The sequence below is a fragment of the Erythrobacter sp. R86502 genome, assembly GCF_042466465.1.
Classification (GTDB): Bacteria; Pseudomonadota; Alphaproteobacteria; order Sphingomonadales; family Sphingomonadaceae; genus Erythrobacter.
On the sequence record NZ_JAXHCJ010000001.1, the window covers coordinates 1,284,510 to 1,303,944 of the forward strand.

At 54.3% G+C, this 19,435-nt stretch carries 18 protein-coding genes and 1 pseudogene; 15 read left to right on the forward strand and 4 right to left on the reverse strand.

Annotated elements, in window-relative coordinates:
* Window positions 1–47: 47 nt before the first annotated feature.
* From SJY33_RS06150 to SJY33_RS06220, 15 genes are all read left to right on the forward strand, one after another.
* Window positions 48–452, forward strand: coding sequence for a phage tail tube protein (locus SJY33_RS06150; RefSeq protein WP_379921733.1), 405 nt, complete (start codon window positions 48–50; stop codon window positions 450–452).
* A 14-nt stretch (window positions 453–466) separates the two neighbouring features.
* Window positions 467–853 (forward strand): hypothetical protein, encoded by a 387-nt coding sequence (locus tag SJY33_RS06155; protein WP_379921734.1) that lies wholly within the window; start codon window positions 467–469, stop codon window positions 851–853.
* 113 nt (window positions 854–966) lie between these two features.
* Complete coding sequence (locus SJY33_RS06160) at window positions 967–1,212, forward strand: hypothetical protein (protein ID WP_379921735.1); 246 nt, start codon at window positions 967–969, stop codon at window positions 1,210–1,212.
* Window positions 1,213–1,348: 136 nt separating this feature from the next.
* Window positions 1,349–3,919, forward strand: a complete 2,571-nt coding sequence (locus SJY33_RS06165) for a hypothetical protein (RefSeq protein ID WP_379921737.1) — start codon at window positions 1,349–1,351, stop codon at window positions 3,917–3,919.
* Window positions 3,919–4,251: a hypothetical protein gene (locus SJY33_RS06170; protein WP_379921738.1), complete on the forward strand. Its 333-nt coding sequence runs from the start codon at window positions 3,919–3,921 to the stop codon at window positions 4,249–4,251. The genes SJY33_RS06165 and SJY33_RS06170 overlap by 1 nt, the downstream gene beginning before the upstream one ends.
* Window positions 4,251–4,763, forward strand: a complete 513-nt coding sequence (locus tag SJY33_RS06175) for a hypothetical protein (protein WP_379921739.1) — start codon at window positions 4,251–4,253, stop codon at window positions 4,761–4,763. Before SJY33_RS06170 ends, SJY33_RS06175 begins: the two co-directional genes overlap by 1 nt.
* Before the next feature lie 19 nt (window positions 4,764–4,782).
* Complete coding sequence (locus SJY33_RS06180; RefSeq protein ID WP_379921740.1) at window positions 4,783–5,556, forward strand: NlpC/P60 family protein; 774 nt, start codon at window positions 4,783–4,785, stop codon at window positions 5,554–5,556.
* A 38-nt stretch (window positions 5,557–5,594) separates the two neighbouring features.
* Window positions 5,595–8,561, forward strand: a complete 2,967-nt coding sequence (locus SJY33_RS06185) for a phage tail protein (protein WP_379921741.1) — start codon at window positions 5,595–5,597, stop codon at window positions 8,559–8,561.
* 3 nt (window positions 8,562–8,564) lie between these two features.
* On the forward strand, window positions 8,565–12,692 hold the full coding sequence (locus tag SJY33_RS06190; protein WP_379921742.1) for a hypothetical protein: 4,128 nt from the start codon (window positions 8,565–8,567) through the stop codon (window positions 12,690–12,692).
* Window positions 12,693–12,694: 2 nt separating this feature from the next.
* Window positions 12,695–13,045 carry a hypothetical protein gene (locus SJY33_RS06195; RefSeq protein WP_379921743.1) on the forward strand — a complete coding sequence of 117 codons (351 nt, stop codon included), beginning with the start codon at window positions 12,695–12,697 and terminating at the stop codon, window positions 13,043–13,045.
* An 8-nt stretch (window positions 13,046–13,053) separates the two neighbouring features.
* Window positions 13,054–13,434: a hypothetical protein gene (locus SJY33_RS06200; RefSeq protein ID WP_379921744.1), complete on the forward strand. Its 381-nt coding sequence runs from the start codon at window positions 13,054–13,056 to the stop codon at window positions 13,432–13,434.
* Between the two features lie 216 nt (window positions 13,435–13,650).
* Complete coding sequence (locus SJY33_RS06205) at window positions 13,651–14,031, forward strand: hypothetical protein (protein WP_379921746.1); 381 nt, start codon at window positions 13,651–13,653, stop codon at window positions 14,029–14,031.
* Between the two features lie 120 nt (window positions 14,032–14,151).
* The gene (locus SJY33_RS06210; RefSeq protein ID WP_379921747.1) at window positions 14,152–14,541 is read left to right on the forward strand and encodes a hypothetical protein; all 390 of its coding nucleotides are present in this window, start codon (window positions 14,152–14,154) and stop codon (window positions 14,539–14,541) included.
* A gap of 48 nt (window positions 14,542–14,589) precedes the next feature.
* Window positions 14,590–14,760 (forward strand): hypothetical protein, encoded by a 171-nt coding sequence (locus SJY33_RS06215; RefSeq protein WP_379921749.1) that lies wholly within the window; start codon window positions 14,590–14,592, stop codon window positions 14,758–14,760.
* 502 nt (window positions 14,761–15,262) lie between these two features.
* Window positions 15,263–16,111 (forward strand): hypothetical protein, encoded by an 849-nt coding sequence (locus tag SJY33_RS06220; protein WP_379921750.1) that lies wholly within the window; start codon window positions 15,263–15,265, stop codon window positions 16,109–16,111.
* Window positions 16,112–16,446: 335 nt separating this feature from the next.
* Here SJY33_RS06220 and SJY33_RS06225 read toward each other — a convergent pair whose 3' ends face one another.
* The 4 genes and pseudogenes from SJY33_RS06225 to dprA form a co-directional block, all read right to left on the reverse strand.
* A complete protein-coding gene (locus SJY33_RS06225; RefSeq protein ID WP_379921751.1) occupies window positions 16,447–16,815 on the reverse strand; it encodes a hypothetical protein in 369 nt (122 codons plus the stop codon).
* A gap of 139 nt (window positions 16,816–16,954) precedes the next feature.
* Window positions 16,955–17,527: a hypothetical protein gene (locus tag SJY33_RS06230; protein ID WP_379921752.1), complete on the reverse strand. Its 573-nt coding sequence runs from the start codon at window positions 17,525–17,527 to the stop codon at window positions 16,955–16,957.
* Window positions 17,518–18,390, reverse strand: a complete 873-nt coding sequence (locus SJY33_RS06235; RefSeq protein ID WP_379921754.1) for a DUF4747 family protein — start codon at window positions 18,388–18,390, stop codon at window positions 17,518–17,520. Before SJY33_RS06235 ends, SJY33_RS06230 begins: the two co-directional genes overlap by 10 nt.
* 186 nt (window positions 18,391–18,576) lie before the next feature.
* Window positions 18,577–19,422: pseudogene (gene dprA, locus SJY33_RS06240) on the reverse strand (DNA-processing protein DprA); the annotation flags it as partial.
* Window positions 19,423–19,435 lie beyond the last annotated feature (13 nt).

Below are 19,435 nucleotides of genomic sequence, written 5' to 3' on the forward strand. Positions count from 1 at the left end.
TACCAGCGACCCTCTGTTGGGGTCAGTCCAACACGGAGGAACGAATTATGGCAGGATCATCTGCACAAGGTATCGTAATCACAATGGACCCAGGTGGATCTACTCCTGTGGTCATCAGCAACGTCACCAGCTTTGACGGACCTTCCGGTTCCGCAACTGTTATTGACGCAACCACTCTTTCCAGCGCTGCCAAGGAAAAGCTCATGGGTCTGCCTGATGAAGGTCAGTTCTCGTTTGAGTTCAACTACGACCCAGAAGACGCTTCGCACTTGGCTTTGACAAATGCACGCGCAACCCGCGCACTCAAGACCTTTGAAGTAGACTTCAACGGAACCGACAGTGTTACCTTCTCGGGTTACGTGACCAACTTCTCGATCCAGGGTGCTGTCGATGATCTGGTTAGCGGTGCAGCTACCATTGAGATCACCGGTGCTGTTACCTGGCCGAACTAATTGAGGAAACTACCATGACAAAGAAACTCGACCGTCTATCCCTGTTGGCAGCTTGCAAGCCCAAGCTGCGCGAAATTAAGCTGCCAGCAGGCACCCTCTACGCCAAGCAATGGCTTGTCGCTGAGGCCGATGAAATCAACGCTGTTGCACGCGACATGGCCAAAGCCGAAGGCGACGACAACCGCCGCCTAGATCAGGAGTGGAGAAAGCTCGTCATCCGTTATTCAATCACGGATGACCTCGGCGTTCACCTCTTTGATAATGATAACATCGACGAGTATCTACAACTTCCTCAGGAGACCGTTGATCTACTGATCAAACAGGCCCTTTTCGCCAATGGCGTCAAAGAGGAACAGCTTGAAGCAGTTGCTAAAGCTGGAGAAACCCCAAACCCAAACTGAGTGACGAGTGCTGGTTTAGACATAAACTGGCACTCGCCCTTTCATGCACAGTCAGAGAATTAGAGTTTCGCCTAACACAGGCGGAACTTGACGATTGGAAAAAATTCTACAGCATGAGCCCTTGGGGCACAGAAGTAGATGACGACCGGTTCGGCCTACTGCTGAGTTCAATAAGCAGATTGGCAGGTGGTGAATGGATCGCCCCTAACACCTGGTTCAAGCGCGGTATGACCAAGGCCGAAAAGAAGGCCGAGCAGAACCAGATGATAATGGCCGAGCGGGCTCGAATGAACTTCCGCGCACTATCAGCAGCACAGGAAGCCCGCGCCGCGCAGCAGAAAAAGCCTCCCTCCAGCTAAGTAATAGAAAACACTGGAGCGAGGTCTAATCATGGCATCAATCGGCAATCTATATGCCAGTCTTTCTTTAAACTCCGCCTCCTTTGAGAACGGGCTTCGTCACTCTGCGTCCCAAACTCGCCGCGCACAAGGCGACATGAACCGCAGCTTCAGTGACTTGGCTGCTGGTGCGAGAACTGCCTTCATGGCTGTTGGAACAGCGGCGGCGGCTGGCGCTACTGCCATCAAGCTTCAATTCGATTCAATCTCGGAAAGAGCCAGGCAGCTATCCAACTCGGCACAGGTGGCTGGCGTTGGCATGACTGACTTTCAACGTCAGGCGTTTGCAGCATCTAGCGTTGGTATCGAGTTTGAAAAACTAGGCGACATCTTCAAGGACGTTCGAGACCGCATTGGTGACTTCGTGACCACTGGTGGTGGTCCAATGAAAGACTTCTTTGAACAGATCGCTCCCAAGGTAGGTGTTACCGCAGCCCAGTTCGCCAAGCTGGGTGGTAAGGAAGGTCTCCAACTTTACTACGACAGCTTGGTAAAGGCTGGTGTAAGCTCTGAGCAGATGGTCTTCTATCTTGAGGCGATGGCAAGTGACGTCACCAACCTCATTCCGCTTCTAAAGGAAAACGGTAAGGCGTTTGATGAACTTGGTGCCAAAGCTTCCATTATCTCTGACGCTGACATTGCCAAGCTTCAGGAATACACTCGCGCTCAACAGGAACTTCAAGCAGCAGGTCAGGAGATTGTCCTCGCTGCCGTTGATTCCGGCATCCTAGATGGCTTTGTAACTCTGACCCAATACATGGCGGAATTGGTTCGCCAGATGGCTGGCGTCACACCAGCAGCCACGGAGATGGGCGAATCCGTTTCCAAGGCCCTGAACCTGATCACACAGGCCGCAACAGTGGCAGGCACCGTCATTGCCAGTCGCTATGCGATTGCCCTTGGCACCACGGCGGTCGCCGCTGCTAATTCCTTCCTAATCGCCAACCGCGCAGCCATTGCAGGCATGGTGGCCTACGCCACAGTCTCTCCGGTCCTAGGGACGGCAACCATTGCGCTCACGGGCCTGCGAGCCGCCGCTATGGGCGTTCTGGCGATGTTTGGTGGTCCCTGGGGTGTGGCAATCGCCGCTGCCGCTGCTGGGGCTTATTTCCTTTATCAGCGCATCCAACAGAATACGAATGGTCAGCGTGAACTGGCAGACGCGGCGGCCCGTGTTGCGCCTATCAAGGACAAGGTCCGAGAGGCCAGCGAGCGCCTTGCAAGTTCAATGGGCAAGACCCGTGCTGAGGCTCTGGCGAGTGCAAAGGCGATCCGACAGGAAACAGTCCAGCTAATCAAGAACACGCAGGAAAAGCTTCGCAACGCGCAGGCTCGACTGGTCCAGCTGAAGACTGACAGAACCGAGAATATGTTCTCAAACTCGCGCAGCACCCGTGGCGCTGGTGGCGGTATCGATCCAGTTCTTACAGGCCGAGGCCGCGACGACCGAATTGTCCAAGGTGAGGAAAACCGAATTGCTGGCATCAAGAAGGAGATCAGTGATCTAGAAGCCGCAAGGGCGAAAATCGACGCTGACATCAAGGCTGCATCTACCCCGCTTGTTTCATCGGTCACACCTGTATCCGCCGGGAGCGTTGGCGGTGGTGGAGGCCCCAGCAAGGCCGAAGCGGAACGCGATCAGGCTCGCCAGCTTCTCACAGACCTAGCTTTCCAGGGTGAGCAGCTAAAGCGCAATGCGCTAAGTCAGGAAATCTTCAATAACCTGCGCGCTGCTGGCCTCACTACCGAAGCCCAAATGAACAGCGAAATGGGCAAGGCGATTGAAGCCCAAACAAGGGCTAATGACGTTGCACGCCAGAGGGCAGACCTTGATGAAATGGCAGCTGACGCCCTCAAGGATTATGCCCAAAAGCGCGAGGAACTAGGCAAGACCGACGAGGAGTTGGCCCTCCTTGCAGTGGACAGAATGTTTGAGAACGACCTCTTCGAGGAAGGTAACATTCTGGTTGATGGCCGTATCGCCAAACTCAAGGAACAGATTCGCCTATACTTTGCAGAAAAGAAGGCAATCGAGGAAAGCGCAGCCGCCTACGCAAAGTTTGCAGAATTGCTGACCAAGTCCTCGCAGGAATACCAACAGCAGCAAGAGGAACAAAGGCGTGCCCGTATGCAGATCGGCCGCGATTTGGCCGACATTGGCATCAGGGCATTTGATGGACTGATCAAGGGCTCAATGAGCTTTGGCGATGCGTTCCGTGGCATCATTTCCGATCTTGGTCAGATGATGTTGGAAACCCTCGTCTACGCTCCCCTTCGCGAACTTGCGGCGCAGCTGGCTTCGCAAGCAACCAAGGGCTTGCTTGGTAGCCTGTTCAAGACGGCTGCTGGTGCGGCAGCTGGAGCAACTACCACTGCTCCCGCAATCAACGTGGCGCCTGTGGGCAAGGCATTGGGTGGTTCGGTTGAAGGCGGTCGCCCCTACTATGTGGGTGAGCGCGGCGCGGAAATGTTCGTGCCCGATCGCTCTGGCATGATCGTCCCCAACCGCAAGATGGGTGGCAACTCCACCACAGTGAGCCCCACCTACAACATCATGTTGAACGGCAACCCAGAGGCCAACCAGCAGACGCTTGCCCAGATCAAGAGGGCACAAGCTGAGCAGAACGCATATATCAGGCAACAGAACCAAAAGAAAGGCTGGAACTAATGGCAGTCATCCCCAACAGAGGAGCAATGGTCCAACCTATTAACTGGTCAGGTAGCACGGATAAAACCACGATGAAGGTTGCTGGGTATGAACTCAGTGGCACCATTGGTTGGCGTCCCTTTACTGAGACAGCTACCTTTACCTGGATACTCACACGGGTTGAAGCCAACACCATGTTGGAGGAGTTCGCCGGTAGCAACTTCAACGCGGTATATGATTATCCGTGTTTGGTGCGCGGTGACATTAGGGTCCGCCTTAGTGGTGATTACAGCCTTGAAGAAACCAACGAGTTTGAGAAGGTTAGGGTAACGGCTGGGGTGAGGAGAGTTTAATGCCCAATCTCAACACACTCTCCTTTGAGCGCCTAATCGACTTTGTGGCGATTGACTTGACGCCTTGGAACCTAGACATCCAACGCTTTACCAATACAACCACCTATGGAGCCGGACTTCCAGAGTTGAGCCACATTGATTGGCAGGGCCACACTTGGCTTGCCATTCCCTTTGAGACTGGTGGTATCCAGCGCGGAGGTGAGAACCTCACCACGGCTGCACTGCAAGTAGCAGACTTCACGGGCGAACTTTATCAGACACTGCGCGAGTTGAATGGTGCCCCTGGAGCAGTGGTGAAAATCCATAGTGCCTTTGGTGCTGACATCGAGGCTGGTATTACCAACGGAGCCTTCAGGACAGTGGAATACGTCCTGAACCGAGTAAGCCGCCAAACGATGATGCTGGAACTTGAACTCGCCACCCACATGGACTTTGCCAACATCAAGGTGCCAGGGTTCAAGATGACCCGCGAGGATTACCCAGGACTTGGAAGCGCGCTTCTCCGAGGGTGACGGTCATCATAAGTAGTTGATGACAACACCAATCGTTCCTCAACTTCCCATCGAAATGTGGGCAGAAATGAAGCCCCTCTTTGCCGAAGCCTTCCCCAAGGAAGTCGTGGTAGCGATCCACGGCGACAAGTGGCGGCAGCTTACCAACATCAGCCAGCGCCCAGCATATTGCTTCGAACTGCATCCCAGTGACGTTGTGGCCCTCTACGACAATCCACCCGACTTGCTCCTCCATAGCCACCCTTCGCCGCCCGCAAGCGCAGAGCCCAGCGACACGGATACGGAGCAGCAGATAAAGACGGGTTGGAACTGGGGTATCGTGGCCGTTACAGGGGCCGCTGAGGGTCAAGTCTACAACGTGGCTTATCCTGAGTGTTGGGGCGATGGCTTGCCCATACAGCCCCTTCTAGGGCGCTCCTACTTGTGGGGAATCCGCGACTGCTGGACCCTAAGCAGGGACTGGTATCGACTGAACGGTTACGAGATCGCCAACACACCACGCGCCCGTAACCCGCTGGAATATCCTCCAGGCACACCACAGCACAATCAATTCCTCTACTGGCCTGAAAAGCTAGGGATGAAGCCAGTTGCCCGCCATGACCGGAAGCCAGGTGACTTTGCCATATTCCAGTTCAAGAGCGCCAACCTCCACAACCACTGCGGTATATACCTTGGTGCAGGCAAGTATCTACACCAGCTTGAAGATGCCTTGAGTTGTGAATGGATTCCCCATGACGAAGAACTCGTCATTGAACGCTGGAACGTCCTCTTCTTCCGACTGCCAAAACCATAATCCAGCTAAGTAATGGGTTAGTTGGATAGAGGTATAAAATGCAGATTTGGATTAGAACCTATGGGCCCGTCAAAGACGCGATGCCCAGGGGCAAAAAAGGTAAGGTTGCTGTTTACGCAACTACCTTGAGAGAGGCTCTAAGTTACCTCCAGCAGCACCCTGAATTTCAGGCATACCACCAAGAACACAATGTAGAGATTTGGATTGGCAAAACGCTCAAGTCGGCTCGCAATCTGCGACCTGAGGAGTTGGCCGATCCGCGTTGGAACTTGCCACCAGGCACCACTCTCCACATCACACCTCACCTGACTGGCCACGCAATTTCCACTGCGGCACTGCTGGCAGCAGCCAAGTCGGTAGCCATCAGTATGGCAGTCTCGATTGCAGTGACGCTTGCAATGAGCTTCCTCTTTCCGCCTCCAACAGCGGACACAACAAAGGAGCGCAAGAGCGTTCTGTATGAGGGTGGTCTAAACACACAAAAGGAGGGCGCAGTCCTCTCCTATGTGGCTGGTTTGGACGTGCTGTGCGGTTCCAACATCATTGAAGGTGACGTTGAATATACCAGAGGCGGTCAGGGTCGCGTCATTGATGGGTTTGAGGAAAGTGGACCACTCAAGGATGCACTGTCCAACTCCTTGAGGATTCCAACCCAAGGTGTCATTGGACCGGGTGGTGACGTTACCCCCAGCGGGGTTTACAGCCCAGGGTTCAACGATCTTTTTGAAGCCAACCGTATCGCCGCCGATAAAGGTGGTGGTAAGACGATCCGCAACAGCATCTTCACTGATGCCTACCTCCGCATCCTAGCAGCTTATGGCGACGGTCCTGTTGGTGGTATTGTTGGCAACTCCAAACAGGAAAAAGAACGCAACATCTATGTCAACCAGCTACCACTGCGCGACCTAGGAACCAACCAGCTTACCTATCAGGGTGTAGTGTGGGAAGAGCGACTGGGTGAAGTTGGTCAGGCACCAGTTGCCATCACTCCAAAGATTGCCAACAACATCGATGCCAACACAGACCTGCCCCAGCGGACTTCTGGCGGAAGCCAGTTTTATCTGGAGAAGATGGTAAGCAGTAGCGAGGTGTCGAGGGTCAAGCTTCGCATCCGCTTCAACCGCCTCTTGCTTACTGACAAGAAGGGGAACCAAAAGGCCACTGGTGTTAGCGGTGGAGTAGACATCAAGCGCCTAACCGACGCCACTTGGGTTCCCGCTGGTCGCTGGTCCTACACCGGCAAGTCAAGCGAAGGCTTTGTTGTTGAAAGCTTCGTAAATGCGCCTCCTCCAAAAGGTGATGAGCCTTGGATGTTCCGCATCTACAGAACCACTCCTGACAGCACAGACGACAAGCTCTCCAACGATACCTCCTTTAATGGCCACGTGGAATACCAAGACGTTGAGTTCAGGTATGATGGCACGGAGGGTAGCGCCAGTGGCGTTCCAACGGCGCTGCTGGGCTTTGGAATCGACCTAAGCCAGTTTGACCAAGGGGGAAGCCTTCCAGAGTTGGCCTTCCGTGCAGCTGGTCGCAAGGTTCGCGTTCCAAGCAATTATGACCCCGTGACCCGTGTTTACACTGGTGTGTGGGATGGCAGCTGGAAAACGGCTGCAACCCAAAATCCAGTGTGGCATTGGCTGCACCTCGCCACCACCAAGATTGTGGGACTGGGCCTTCAGGACAGCTACTTCAACAAATTCAAGTTCTATGACATCGCACGCCACAATGATGAGATGGTCAACGGGCGTCCGCGTTACACCCTGAACAAGCAGTTCACCGATGAACAGGACGGCTGGCCATTCCTTGTGGAGTTGGCATCAAGCTTCCGCTGCTTCCCCTACTGGAACGGCAATGAGGTAATCCTCATTCAGGACCGCGATCAACCGGCACCTGACCACTACATCAACAACACGATGGTTGATGGTGGCTTCTTCAACTATCAGACCCGCCCTGTCACTGACCGACTGAACGAGGTTCTGGTTGAGTGGGATGACCCCTCGGACTACTTCCGCAAGAAGGTCGAGCGTTACCGCGACCAAGCGAGCATCGACCAAAACAACGCCAATGGCATCGCCAATGGTGGTATCATCAGCGAAACCTATTACAAGGTTGGCTGCACCAACAGGCGCGAAGCTTACGACTTTGGCCGCTTGCTCGTTTACATCAGCCAGAACGAAACTGAGGAAGTCAGTTTCACCACCATGTTGAATGCGGCAGCATATCAGCCAGGCCAGTTGATCGCAGTTGATGACTTCACCCTATCGGGCAAGACAGCGCACGGGCGAGCCATCGGAGTTGATAACAACCGATTGGTCCTAAACCAGCCATTCCTCCAGAAAGCCAATACAGCCTACAACGCCTATCTAGTGATCAACAACCAGTTGGTAATCCGTCCAATTGCTCAGGTGAGCCAGGATATCACTCACCAGTTTGTTGCATGTGATACCACGGGCTACTTTGAAGGCATCCCATGTGGTGTAGTGGAAGCGTCTGGTGTGCAGCCTCGCTGGTATCGCATTACCGACATTCAAGACAGTGGTGCTGGCCTTTACGATGTCAAGGCGCTGTTTTATGCGCCTGGTAAGTTTGCCTGGGTTGAGCAGGACATTCCACCTCCCAATGTTGATTACTCGGATTTGGATTTCCGCCGCGCAATTCCTGCGCCCACTAATGTGGTGATCAGCCACACTTGGGAACAGGACGACCTACAAGGCGCAATCCACCACTTGAATCTCGCATGGGATCAAGACCCTACACCAGGCCTCCAGATTGCAGGCTATTATGTGGAATACAGAGGCCCTGAAGGTATTTGGAAGCCGCTTTACGAGGGCAACCAAACCTATGCCCAGCTGCGCTACGCCGCCCCAGGCGAGTATCTCTTCACCATCAAAAGCTTAAATACCTTTGGTAAGAGCAGTGACGCAGCAATCGCAGCATTCAACCTACAGTATGCGGTAAGTGATGAAACAGTCCTGCCACCCACTTTCAATGGATTCAGGTGATCAATGGCAGCTATCTTTACAGGCCGTGACTTAATTGTAGATTTCGAGGAAAACCCTGCAAGCGGTGCGGACCACCAATACCGAATTGAATACCAATGTGCCAACAGCACCGTTGTCCACTACGTGGCCAACTCAGACTTCCGCGCTGTGGATGCACAAGGCAACCGTCAATATGTTGACACGCTGACCTATGAGGAGAACCGCGCAGCTGGTTTGATCAGGACGCCAACGGTCCGCCTCTTTACCCAGAACGCCAACGGTAAGTGGTCTGCTCCTCTAGTGGTCCAGGCCAACAATCCTCAACCCACTTTGCCCAGCACTCCAACCGTCACCCCTACGGTCAACGGCGTGGTCGTCAACATCACCCGACCTCAGGACAATGACGTAGTGGGCTATCGCATCTGGCGCTCTGCCAGCAGCCCCGTTGCTCGCACTGACGCCAACTTGGTCTTCGATGGCCCTGACACCTCGCCAACGATCCCGCTGCCAAACTTGGGCAACTTCTTCATCGTGGTTGCCCCCTATGACGGCTTCGACATGCAAGGGCTCAACGTCAGCCCTGAAATTCAGGTGTCAGCTGCATCTCCTCAGGCTGGTCCTATAGGACCATCGGGACCTCCAGGCTCTACGGGGCCATCTGGTCCTGCGCTCGTCATCACCAAGAGCCAGCCAGGAAACTTCACTTTCAGTGATGGTGTAGCGAGCCCAGCAAGCCAGACAGTCACGTTCACGGCAGTTCGCCAAAACGTAAGCGGCCCGATCACTTGGACCACTCAGCCAAACGTAGGCGGCGGAACAGGCGATACATTCCAAATTACCTTGGCTCAAATGGGCGTGGCACAAGTGATCCTCGTCACTGCTAGTGCTGGCGGTATCGTCGCTGGCTCTTCGGTGAGCAAGCTAGCCGATCCAGGGGCCGACAAGACCGGCGACAACATTGCCAACGGCATCAAGAACCAATCGCAATGGGCGACATGGCCAGGGCTCACACCTGCGATCCTTGAGCAGAACCTAGCCACCGCGCAGGCCGACGCAGCGCAGTCGAAGATCGACCTTGCGAACGCGGCCAATGACGGCAAGCTCACGGCAGCGGAAAAGATTGGCGTGCGCGAACGCATTGCGAACATCTCCAACGAGTTTCCCATGTGGCGCGACCGCGCGATTGAATTTGGCGTGGATGCCGGAACGCGCGACAATTATACCGCCAGCTACAACGCGATGATCACCTATTTCAACGCGCTCAACATCAGCGGGAACAACACCCAGAACATCGTGCGCGCCGACTTCCAAGCGGCGTTCAACAACTACGCCGACTGGCGGACGCGGGTTATTCAGGCGATCTCGGTGATCGCGTCGCAGCGCGCTACGTGGGCTGGAGTAACTGGTGCTGGTCGCCCTGAGGATAACGCAGACGTTACCAGCGGTAGGACTGCCGCTGCAATCACGGGTCAGGGCCTACTGGCTACGGAAAACTCCATTGGTAATAATCGTGTCGATTTCGGCAGCCTTACACGAGATCGTTTCGCTGCGATTGGAGGTAACGAAGCGGATAACGGTAATTTTGCACTGGGACAAACTGGTTGGCCCACTAATGCAGGTGTTGTTGTAACCGATGCGAACCATGCGTTTATCGGGGACAAGTATTTCTTCTGCAATGTGTCGGGAAACAGTCAGAGTATAAACACTTCGGTTCTTTCGGTTTCTGCGGGAGAAAGGTTTCTAATTTCCGCAGTGGCGAAAGTTATTAACGGGGGAACCGGCGGTGACCTTAAAATTCGGCTTAGATACACAGACGCTTCTGGTGGGGTAACCGGGGCTAGTGAGGTCGTCTTTACGCCCTCCGATACAACCTATGTCCGCAAAGAAAGAATCGGCACTATTCCTGATAGGACCGCTTATTGCCAGATTACAATTTTGGGTAGTAACCTAGCAGGCGGTCGCAGTTTTGCCGTAGGTCATGTCCTCGTCCAGAGGGTTACAGAGGCAGGTCGCTCATTGGTTTCCAGCAATGGCGGTGTGCTCGGCGACGGCGATATTATAACAGTTAATGGAGTTGCGTCGGCCTTCACAGGTCAAGGCTTGCTTGCGACTAGGAACGAAATCCTACCTTCGCTTGGCAATGGAAGCCGCTTCATAGACAACCTGATCCCCGACAATGAATACAAAGACCTGCATTGGTGGGGTGCAGCTAGTCTACCGAACGCCGCCTTATTGAGCATAGACAACACTTGGACCATGCCGCGTGTTCTCCAGTTTACGCCTGACAGAAATTTTGATATTTCTAGTCAGTATTTCACTCTCGAAGTAGGTTCGACCTATCGAATTCGGACTCGCATCTGGAACAATGATACGAACGCAGGTTGGACGGGGGCATTCTGGCCGATGCTGCACATCCCCCAACAGGATTGGTTCAGCCTCAAACATGGCAGGGGTGTAAATCCTGATATCGCCGACGCCAATAACGCAATTGTTGCAAACGGTGATACCTTGGATCAGGAGTTTTACTTTACTCCACAAAACAATAGCGCGCGACAGGTCCAATTCCGCTTCAAGTCAACGGCACGTGGTAGTCACGTAGCACTGCAAATCCATATTACGAAGGTTTCTCGCCTTGGTCGTGACTTTATAAGTGAAGTCACGAATATGCCTTATACGACCGGGGCTATTCAAACCAGCCTCGGGGTTGCAGCCGGTTTCACTGGTCAGGGCGACCTTGCGACGCGCAATGCTGCGACCCTACCCTTCGGTGGGGGCAATGCTGTCGTCAACAGCGACTTCACGCGGGGGACGTTTGGTTGGGTTGTGTCGGCTACAGACCCCGTGACGACCTTGGGTGTCAATCTCTCCGGTCCTTGGTTCGGTCGCCGCAACGTGATGTATATGAACCGCTCGGTCCTTTCACCGGGAGCCAGTGTCGATGCTAACCCCAACGCCCTATGGAATTCGGGGCCACTGGCTAACGCCCCTACGCTGGCTATGCCAATCGCGCCGGGGGATCGTATCTACGCCCGTGCCCTACTAGCGCCACACCGCTCCACAGGTGAGGTGTGGGTGCTGATATTCACACGCCTCGGTCATCTCGTTGAAAGCTATGCGGCGACCGGTGGCAAACCCGGAGGAGCCTTAAATGGCGAAAATTTCGGCGCACCCGTTCAGGTTATCAGTAACGTAAACAACCCTGACGCTGCCTACGCGATCATCATGATCCGAATGAATGGGACGGGCGAAAGCAACCCTTACCTGTTCTTCGCTGAACCCGCTCTCGGAAAGCTGGCACCGGGACAGACTGTGATCCCGCCTTACACCCCCGGACGGACTGATCCGAACGCCGACGTTTCGGCTTTTCCTTCTGGTCCTGCATCGGCTGCATTCAACTACTCATCTACAGGTGTCGCAGAGGCTGGTCAGTTTCCGCGAGGACTTGTCTACCAGTTCAACACCCTGAGTGGTCCGCTCGGTAGTGGGGTTACGTGGAGTTACCGCGTCAACTCAGGCGTAGTGAACGGGATCTCTGCCGGTGGAACTTTCTACGCCATGGGTGGCACTGGAGCAGGAACGCTTACAGTCAACAGCTTGGGCACAAACTCCAATGAAGTGACTGTCCGTGGTGTAATTGCCGGTCAGGTTGTAGAGCAGCGAGTGGTTCTAACCCGAACCTTCGCACCGCCGAACAACTCTGGTGGAGGTGGAGGTGGAGGTGGAGGTGGAGGTAGTGGCTCTCCGGCGACTGCATCACAGAGTTCTGGCTTCGCTGCCTTTAACAGCACATCATTCCAAACAATTTCGAATGAACTACAGGTAACAGCTAGCACAACGACCCAGAAAGCTACAATAAACCTTGAGTTGAATGCAACCAAAAGCATGTCGGTAAGAGTATTGGTTGAGCGATGGAATGGCTCATCTTGGGTTGCTTTTGGAGGTGAGGAGGAAGGCTTCATCGAGGCTGGCAATGAAGGTGGCGGTGGCCCTGACCCTATCTTCAATGACTACTCAGTGCCAGCTTACTTTTCATTCACCAGAACCATCGCGGTAACGGCTGGCAGCAATCAACGTATCAGGGTCAGAGCCCGTCGCTTCGTTGGTACGGCTGCAACAGTCTTCACCACAGGCACCTTGGTCTTGGAGGCATAAAAATGAACATTGAAATTATCTACCAAGGCGAGCGCATCATCCTCCCTGAAGACTTGCTGCCAGGATATGAAGGAGCGGAGATTGTAGGCTCTCACGATGAACTACCAGAGGACAACCTCTTTGGTATGACATCACAGGAGCACCTCGCTTCTGTCCATGCCCAGAAAGCCATTGAGGCAGTCCTAATTCTATCAGGCTATAACCTGACATGCGGCTTGCTCTATGAGGAGGCTCAAGCGTTGGAACTGGACCTCAAGGAGTTGGCTGAACGCGTTCAAGCCAACCGTGCTGCTGAACGGGAATTCGAGACGCAGCGGAGGCTCTACAAGGCGAAAGAAGCACCTTCAGAATAAATACCAGCATGAACAACTTCTCCGGCACAGACGCGCTTCATGCGCTTACCGCGTTTGCTATCCAGCATGGCAACTCCCTCCCCGCTCACCAGCGTGGCTTCCTCGCCAACGAAATGGCGGGCAGCGATTTGCTCCGCAGGATCATCGTCGGAATGGAAGTGCTGTATGCCTCCCGCGACCACGAAAGCTTCCCTGAGGAAGGCGTTGGGCTGCTGGACGGACTGGCTCGCTTCATCAGCCAAAACAACTTCTACGGCCTTGGTAGCTTTGACGGCCGCGCAACCAAGATTGCCCTTGTGGCGCAGCGCATCCTAGCTGACGGTCCTGCGACCGCAGAGGGTGACGTTGAGCCCTCCACCGAATACGCTGCACAGGCACCAGCTGCATAATGCGATTGGTCGGCTATCTCAAAGCTAGGCTCAGGGAAGCTTCAAGCTGGGCGGCAATCGTTGCTGCGATCACCGCTGCGAGCGTCCTAGAGTGGCCTTGGGATATTGCTGCCGCTGCCGCAGGCATCATCGGGGTATTGGTCCCTGAACAAAGCAAGACAAACAAAACCTCAGATGAGGTGACTGCTGATGTCTAATGTAGGGGTGAACCTAGAAATGCGCGATTTGATTATCCGCCTCGACCAAAAGGTCAGCGATGGGTTCGACAACATCAATTCCAAGCAGGACCTTGCTGCCTTGCGTGCTGATGGTCATGAAGATCGAATCCGCCGGCTGGAAGACACCACCAACAACCGCAATCAATACATTCCACGCTTTGAAGCAGTGGAAGCCAAAGTTGCAGTCCATGAGGGTCGCTTCAACCAGCTAGATGGAGCCGGAAAAGGTGCCAACCTCTTTGGCAAGGTAGCAACTGCTGCACTTGGCGCACTTGCTGCCGTGCTGGCGATGCTTGGCCTTCAGGTCAGCACCACGCCCAAGAACCAGGTTCACAACACCACTGTGGTGGAGCAGCCCACAAAGTCCGCTCCCAAGTAAGGCCTCAAAGAGATGGGATCTAGCGCACCATGACAAACGCTAGACCCCACCGCCCCGTGGTATCACAGGGCCACTCTACTTAGCTCTCAATCCACGTTTTCTGACGCTGCTAAGTATGGGGTGACTTGGATTTACGACCCCTCGATTACCCCCACCGACTTTGAGGGCTTTGTCTACCTCATCACCTCCCCCACTGGTCGCCAGTATATCGGCAAGAAGTCGGTCTGGACGCGGAAGGGGCGAGGCAAGAAGCAAACCACCACAGAGAGCAAGTGGCGCGATTATTGGTCCAGCAGCAAAGACCTCCAAGCAGATGTCAAAGCACTGGGCAAGGAAGGCTGGACGAGAACGATCCTGACTTGGTGCAGGGACAAGGCAAGCCTCACCTATTGCGAACAGCGTGAGCAGTTCGCCCACAACGTCCTAGGGGCCACTCTGCCCGATGGATCACCCGCATTTTACAACCGCAATATCGCAGGCCGCTTTTATCGCGCTCCTGACGCTGTTTGACCCCGTTTTTCCGCCTTACCGATAATTAGGGCAAAGGGAGAAACAAACATGAAACTCAAAGCCACACGTATTCCAGCAGCCGAGAAACTCCAGATGTTGAAGGCCGACAAGCCTGCGTTCCTAGCCGGTGACAACACTGCACTAGCCCTGAGCATCGATCGCACCATTGAACTGCTAGAGCGTAGTCAGGCCATCATGATATCACGCAAACATGACTGACGGCTCAAGGGGCACTGAGAATTGTAAAATCGCTTTTTGACCAAGGACCAGCTGGATAGACTTCATGTGCCAACTCCCGTCCTTACGGCATGGCCTAAAGCGGTGGACTAGAGGAAACTCACGCCCCTTTTTCCATGTCTTCTCCACAGGGTTGTCCCCTTGCGGGCGCAGCCCTGTTCCTCCTATGTTCTACAAATGGGACATCACCGGCTCACCACCCTCACGGACGTTGCCCGTTATGGCTACTGGGTAAAGCTGCAATGCGCTTGTGGGCACAAGGCCCGCTTAGACCCCCAGAAATTGCTCTCTCGCGCCATCGAGAAGAGGTGCAGCACCAGACTAGCCGACCTGCACAAGGTGGCGAAATGCGGGCTCTGTGGGGGCAAGCAGTTCAGCGTTGAGCACTGCCTCGCACCTGAGGCGTGGAGTGGCTAGGCTGTAAAGCTGGAGTCTTTGTGCGGCGCCCTTCCGCCGCCTTCCACATTGGATTATAGATGTTTTTATGAGTGATGTGATCCAACCGCGCCGTTACTACGCTGCCCGTAAGTATGGCCCTTCGACTAAGGGGCTGTCGCTCGATGATCTTCGAGTGCTATTAAAGAGCGCCTTCGAGCACTATGACGACAGCGGATACTTCGTTGAGGCGTTCGGCTCTTATTGCGTGGATAAAGGCCGTCAACCTGGATATGCGGGAAGCGATCCAGAAGCCTATTGTCGGCTGGTTTTAGAGCGAGGAAAGCTTTGGCCCATAGACGAGTGCTTCAATGATTATGATGAGGACGATGTCTTCACGATGATCGAATTTCTTTTCGATCATGCCAGTAAGCCTCTCTCCAAACAATATCACGACTGGAACAACTGCGGCTACCATTTCTCGGACTTTGATAAGCCAGCAGGCCAAGCCGAATTTCGGACGCGCATGAACCTTCCACTTCTTCGATATGGCGATGGTTGGGAGTTGTCTGAAAAGGGTGAGATACTCAGCCTGCCACCAGAAGGCATGAGCAACCTCCTGTCCGCCGATCTTCCAACGCGCGACCCAACCACGCGAGATAAGGTGGCATTGGCCACGATGAAGTTTAGGCGGCACGGGAGTAGTTTATCCGACCGACAAGCTGCGGTTCGAGATTTGGCGGATGTTTTGGAGTGGCTGCGCCCACAGCTGAAGACAGCATTGTTGAAAGAAGATGAAGGCGACCTGTTCAATATCGCAAACAATTTTGGGATCAGACACCTAAACCCAAAACAGAAATTGAAATATGATCCGGCTGTCTGGTTGAGTTGGATTTTCTACCACTACTTGAACACAATCAATGCGGTCTTGCACATGATAAAGCGCCAGGAGCGATGAGACATTTCTTTGCTATTTCTCGTTTTTAGTGGACAAAAATCCCTAAAAACAGTAGGATGGTCTCCACGACATAGTAGTCAAGGAGGCCCATGATGGCAAAGCGCAGTGATCGGAAAAAGAACTCCCGCAAGCGGAAAAATGCCCACCACACACGGACCCAGTTGACGGGAAGAGGCAAGAGCATTCTTCTGTCTTTACCGGAGGTGTTGCTCTTGCCTCTTCCCGTCAACTGGGTGCAAGAACTGCGCTTCGCTCCGATTGTCCGAATTTAGCCCGACCTCGTCAAGAGGTGGAGCCGACTTCTCCCCATCCGTAACAAGCTTTTGGTTCGCCAGTTAAGTCTTCGCCTGACCTGCAAGTAAGACTTTGATGCGCTTAGGGACGTTTTCTAACCCTAAATGATCCGCAGCCTTGAACACTGCTAATCTCGCCCAAGGATTTGCCTCGTCACTGGAGGGGCCCTCAAGCTGCTGGATGGCATCATTTAAGACCACCTCTATCATTGTGGCGCGCAGTGCATCTCGTGATGCTGCCCTAACGAGTGCAGGCTGATAGTAGAGCCTAAGCCCATCAGTGGTGAGGATCCGCGTCTGAGCAGGAGCAGCGACCAATTCCAAACGGGTGGCCAAATTGCCGATGAATGGTTCCTCGAACAGCAGTGCCACGCGTTGAGCGACGAGGGCCTGCACCACAGGATCATTCATGTTAGGCACGTTCGCATCCTCCGTCCCGCGTTGCCCTAATTCGTATTATTACGAATTGGGAACGAAAGCCCAGATGTGAGAATGGGCTGTCATCGCGAAGCCTACAAGTTGTGCCCGTGGCTTTATCAAGTCATGCAAATTACCGGTTTTCTTCGATGGGGTCAGCGATGAGCGCTAATCGGTAAATTGCCATCGCCGCAGCTACGATGAGCGTCACTGAATACACCATCAGTAAAAACCCAAAGAATGACCCCAGCGTTCGCATCAGCGAAAATGCACACCAAACTAATTCGGCTTGGGGTCGGAGCCATGTCGCCACGTCGAAAAACAAATTTCCGCTGAAGAGAAAGGCCCAAACGAGACCGACAACCTGCACAAAAATGTAATGGAAGAAGGTAGCGTTTACCTGCTCCAGCAGTGAAATAGCCTCATCGTTTTTGATTGCTCGCATTGCCCCTTTAACTCGAGCAGTGATCAGGCTGAAGAGGAGCGCGTAGGTGCCCAGACTGAACCCAAGCAGGCTGGGAAGCAGAGAATAGGCTGCTTCTGTCCACTCGGGTGCAAGCCATTGTCGATAGCTTACCGCCGTGATCAAAACTGCTGCGACGAATAGCGGCGAGCCCAGAACTGACTTCCAGCCGCCGTAAGATCGAAAATAACCTTTGATGTGCCGCCAGAACGGTTTGAACTGGTTTTGTGCGTTTACTGCCATAGGTTCGCAGCCCAACCCGGAAGAAGTCTGCGAAATGCGCTAAGTTCGCCCATCTCGTCAGGATCATACTTGTCGTGGAACTCAGCGGGCATTCGTTCGGTCGATTTTCTCACAGCGCCTTTATCGTCGCGTCCGCGAACATACACGTCGCCGTTTTCCAACGCGACTTCGCAGACCTCACGGATCTCGGCGGTGGGATTGATCGATTGGCCAGGTTCAGCCTCGAAACCAATGGTCATCCTCTGACTATTAGCTTGGGCAAGCGCAGCCTCGATTTGACCTTCAAAGTCGTCCGCGAAGATGTCTGGATTCGGTTTGTAGATCGTGATCTGAATCTCTTTGATGACCGGGAGTGCGAATAGCTCTTCCAATCCTTGCCGGCTTTGAACCACCGTAACGTGTATGTTGCCGTATGCCTTTTTGATAGCATCTGCATCCGCAAGAGTGTCGAAGAGGGTCTGCGCCTGCTTTGCTGAAAGGCTTTTCCCTTCCGAGTAAGTCTGCACATACAGTCGATGGGTGTTGATATTGAATTCGAAATAAAAGCTCGCGGCGTTGGGATGCAGGTGGGCGGGAATTTGCACTTTTGCAACTTGAGCTGCGGTAGCATCCTGCATTCCAGAAGCGTCAAACCATCTTCCGTCAAATTCGACTTTGACGAAAGTCGTTATGACACCCGAAATGTATCCGCCTTCGGTGGCTTTTGTATGGACCAGCGAAATCATCCCGAAGCGGTCGCCGTGCAGCTTCACAGCTCGCTTCTGGTTGAAAAGGTCCTGCATCAGCGCAGCATATAGTTTCGGGTTATGCGGATGCGTTCGCAGATTTAGAACGGCGCTTGAAATTTTGATTTTGCGAGCCACGGGTCCCCCATTTGGTAATGGCGAAAGCGCTTATCACTTTGACATAATTTCTGGAAACTCAAATTGTTATTTGATCACGGCATTCAGAAACGCAGCGCCTCACCTGAATGAGCGACGGAGGGCTATAGCCAGGCTACGGAGTTATAAAGCGTGGCGAAATCGCTTATTAGTGGATTGATTGCATCATTGTCGTGCAACTGTAGTTGACAGTATCAACTGGTTGCATCCCAAAGCCCGCGCATCAAGCGGCGAGCCGGGGATGGCCATAACCTCTCGCCCCGCTTCGGCGGCCAGCCGTGCCGTGATGAGGCTGCCCGATTGCGGTGCAGCTTCGACCACCAGCGTGCCCAATGCCAAGCCAGCGATAATCCGGTTGCGTGACGGGAAATGCCGTCCACGCGGTTCGGTGCCGGGGGGCTGTTCGGCAATCAGCAAGCCTTCATTGGCGATGCGTTCCTGAAGTGCGGCGTGCTGCGGCGGATAGGCAATGTCGATCCCGCTTGCGATCACGCCGATGGTGGCGTTGCCAGAATAGCCAAGCGCCCCTTCATGCGCTGCGCCGTCGATCCCGCGCGCCAGGCCCGACACGACGATGAAGCCTGCTTCGGCCAACGCTGTTGCAAAATCCCGCGCCAGCTTGACGGCAGCGCCGCTGGCATTGCGCGCGCCAACCAGTGCGACACAGGGGGCAGACGCGATCTGCACATTGCCCCGGCACGTCATGATCGGCGGCGCGCTGTCCAGTTCTGCGAGCAACGCAGGATAGTCGGGCTGATCGTGAAACAGATAACGCCCGCCCGCCTTGCGCAATGCGAACACTTCGCGCTCGATCAAGTCGGCGTTGGCAGGACGGTACGGCCCCCGCCCCCTGCTGGCGAGATCGGGCAGCGCCTCCAGCGCCGCTGCTGCAGTGCCGAAGCGCGCCAGTAATTGCCTGTAGCTGACCGGCCCGATGTTGGGCGAGCGTAGCAAGCGGATGCGCGCAAACGCTTCCTGTTGCGAGAGCACCGGCTGCGACCCCTGCGGCTCCATCAGATCCGTCCCC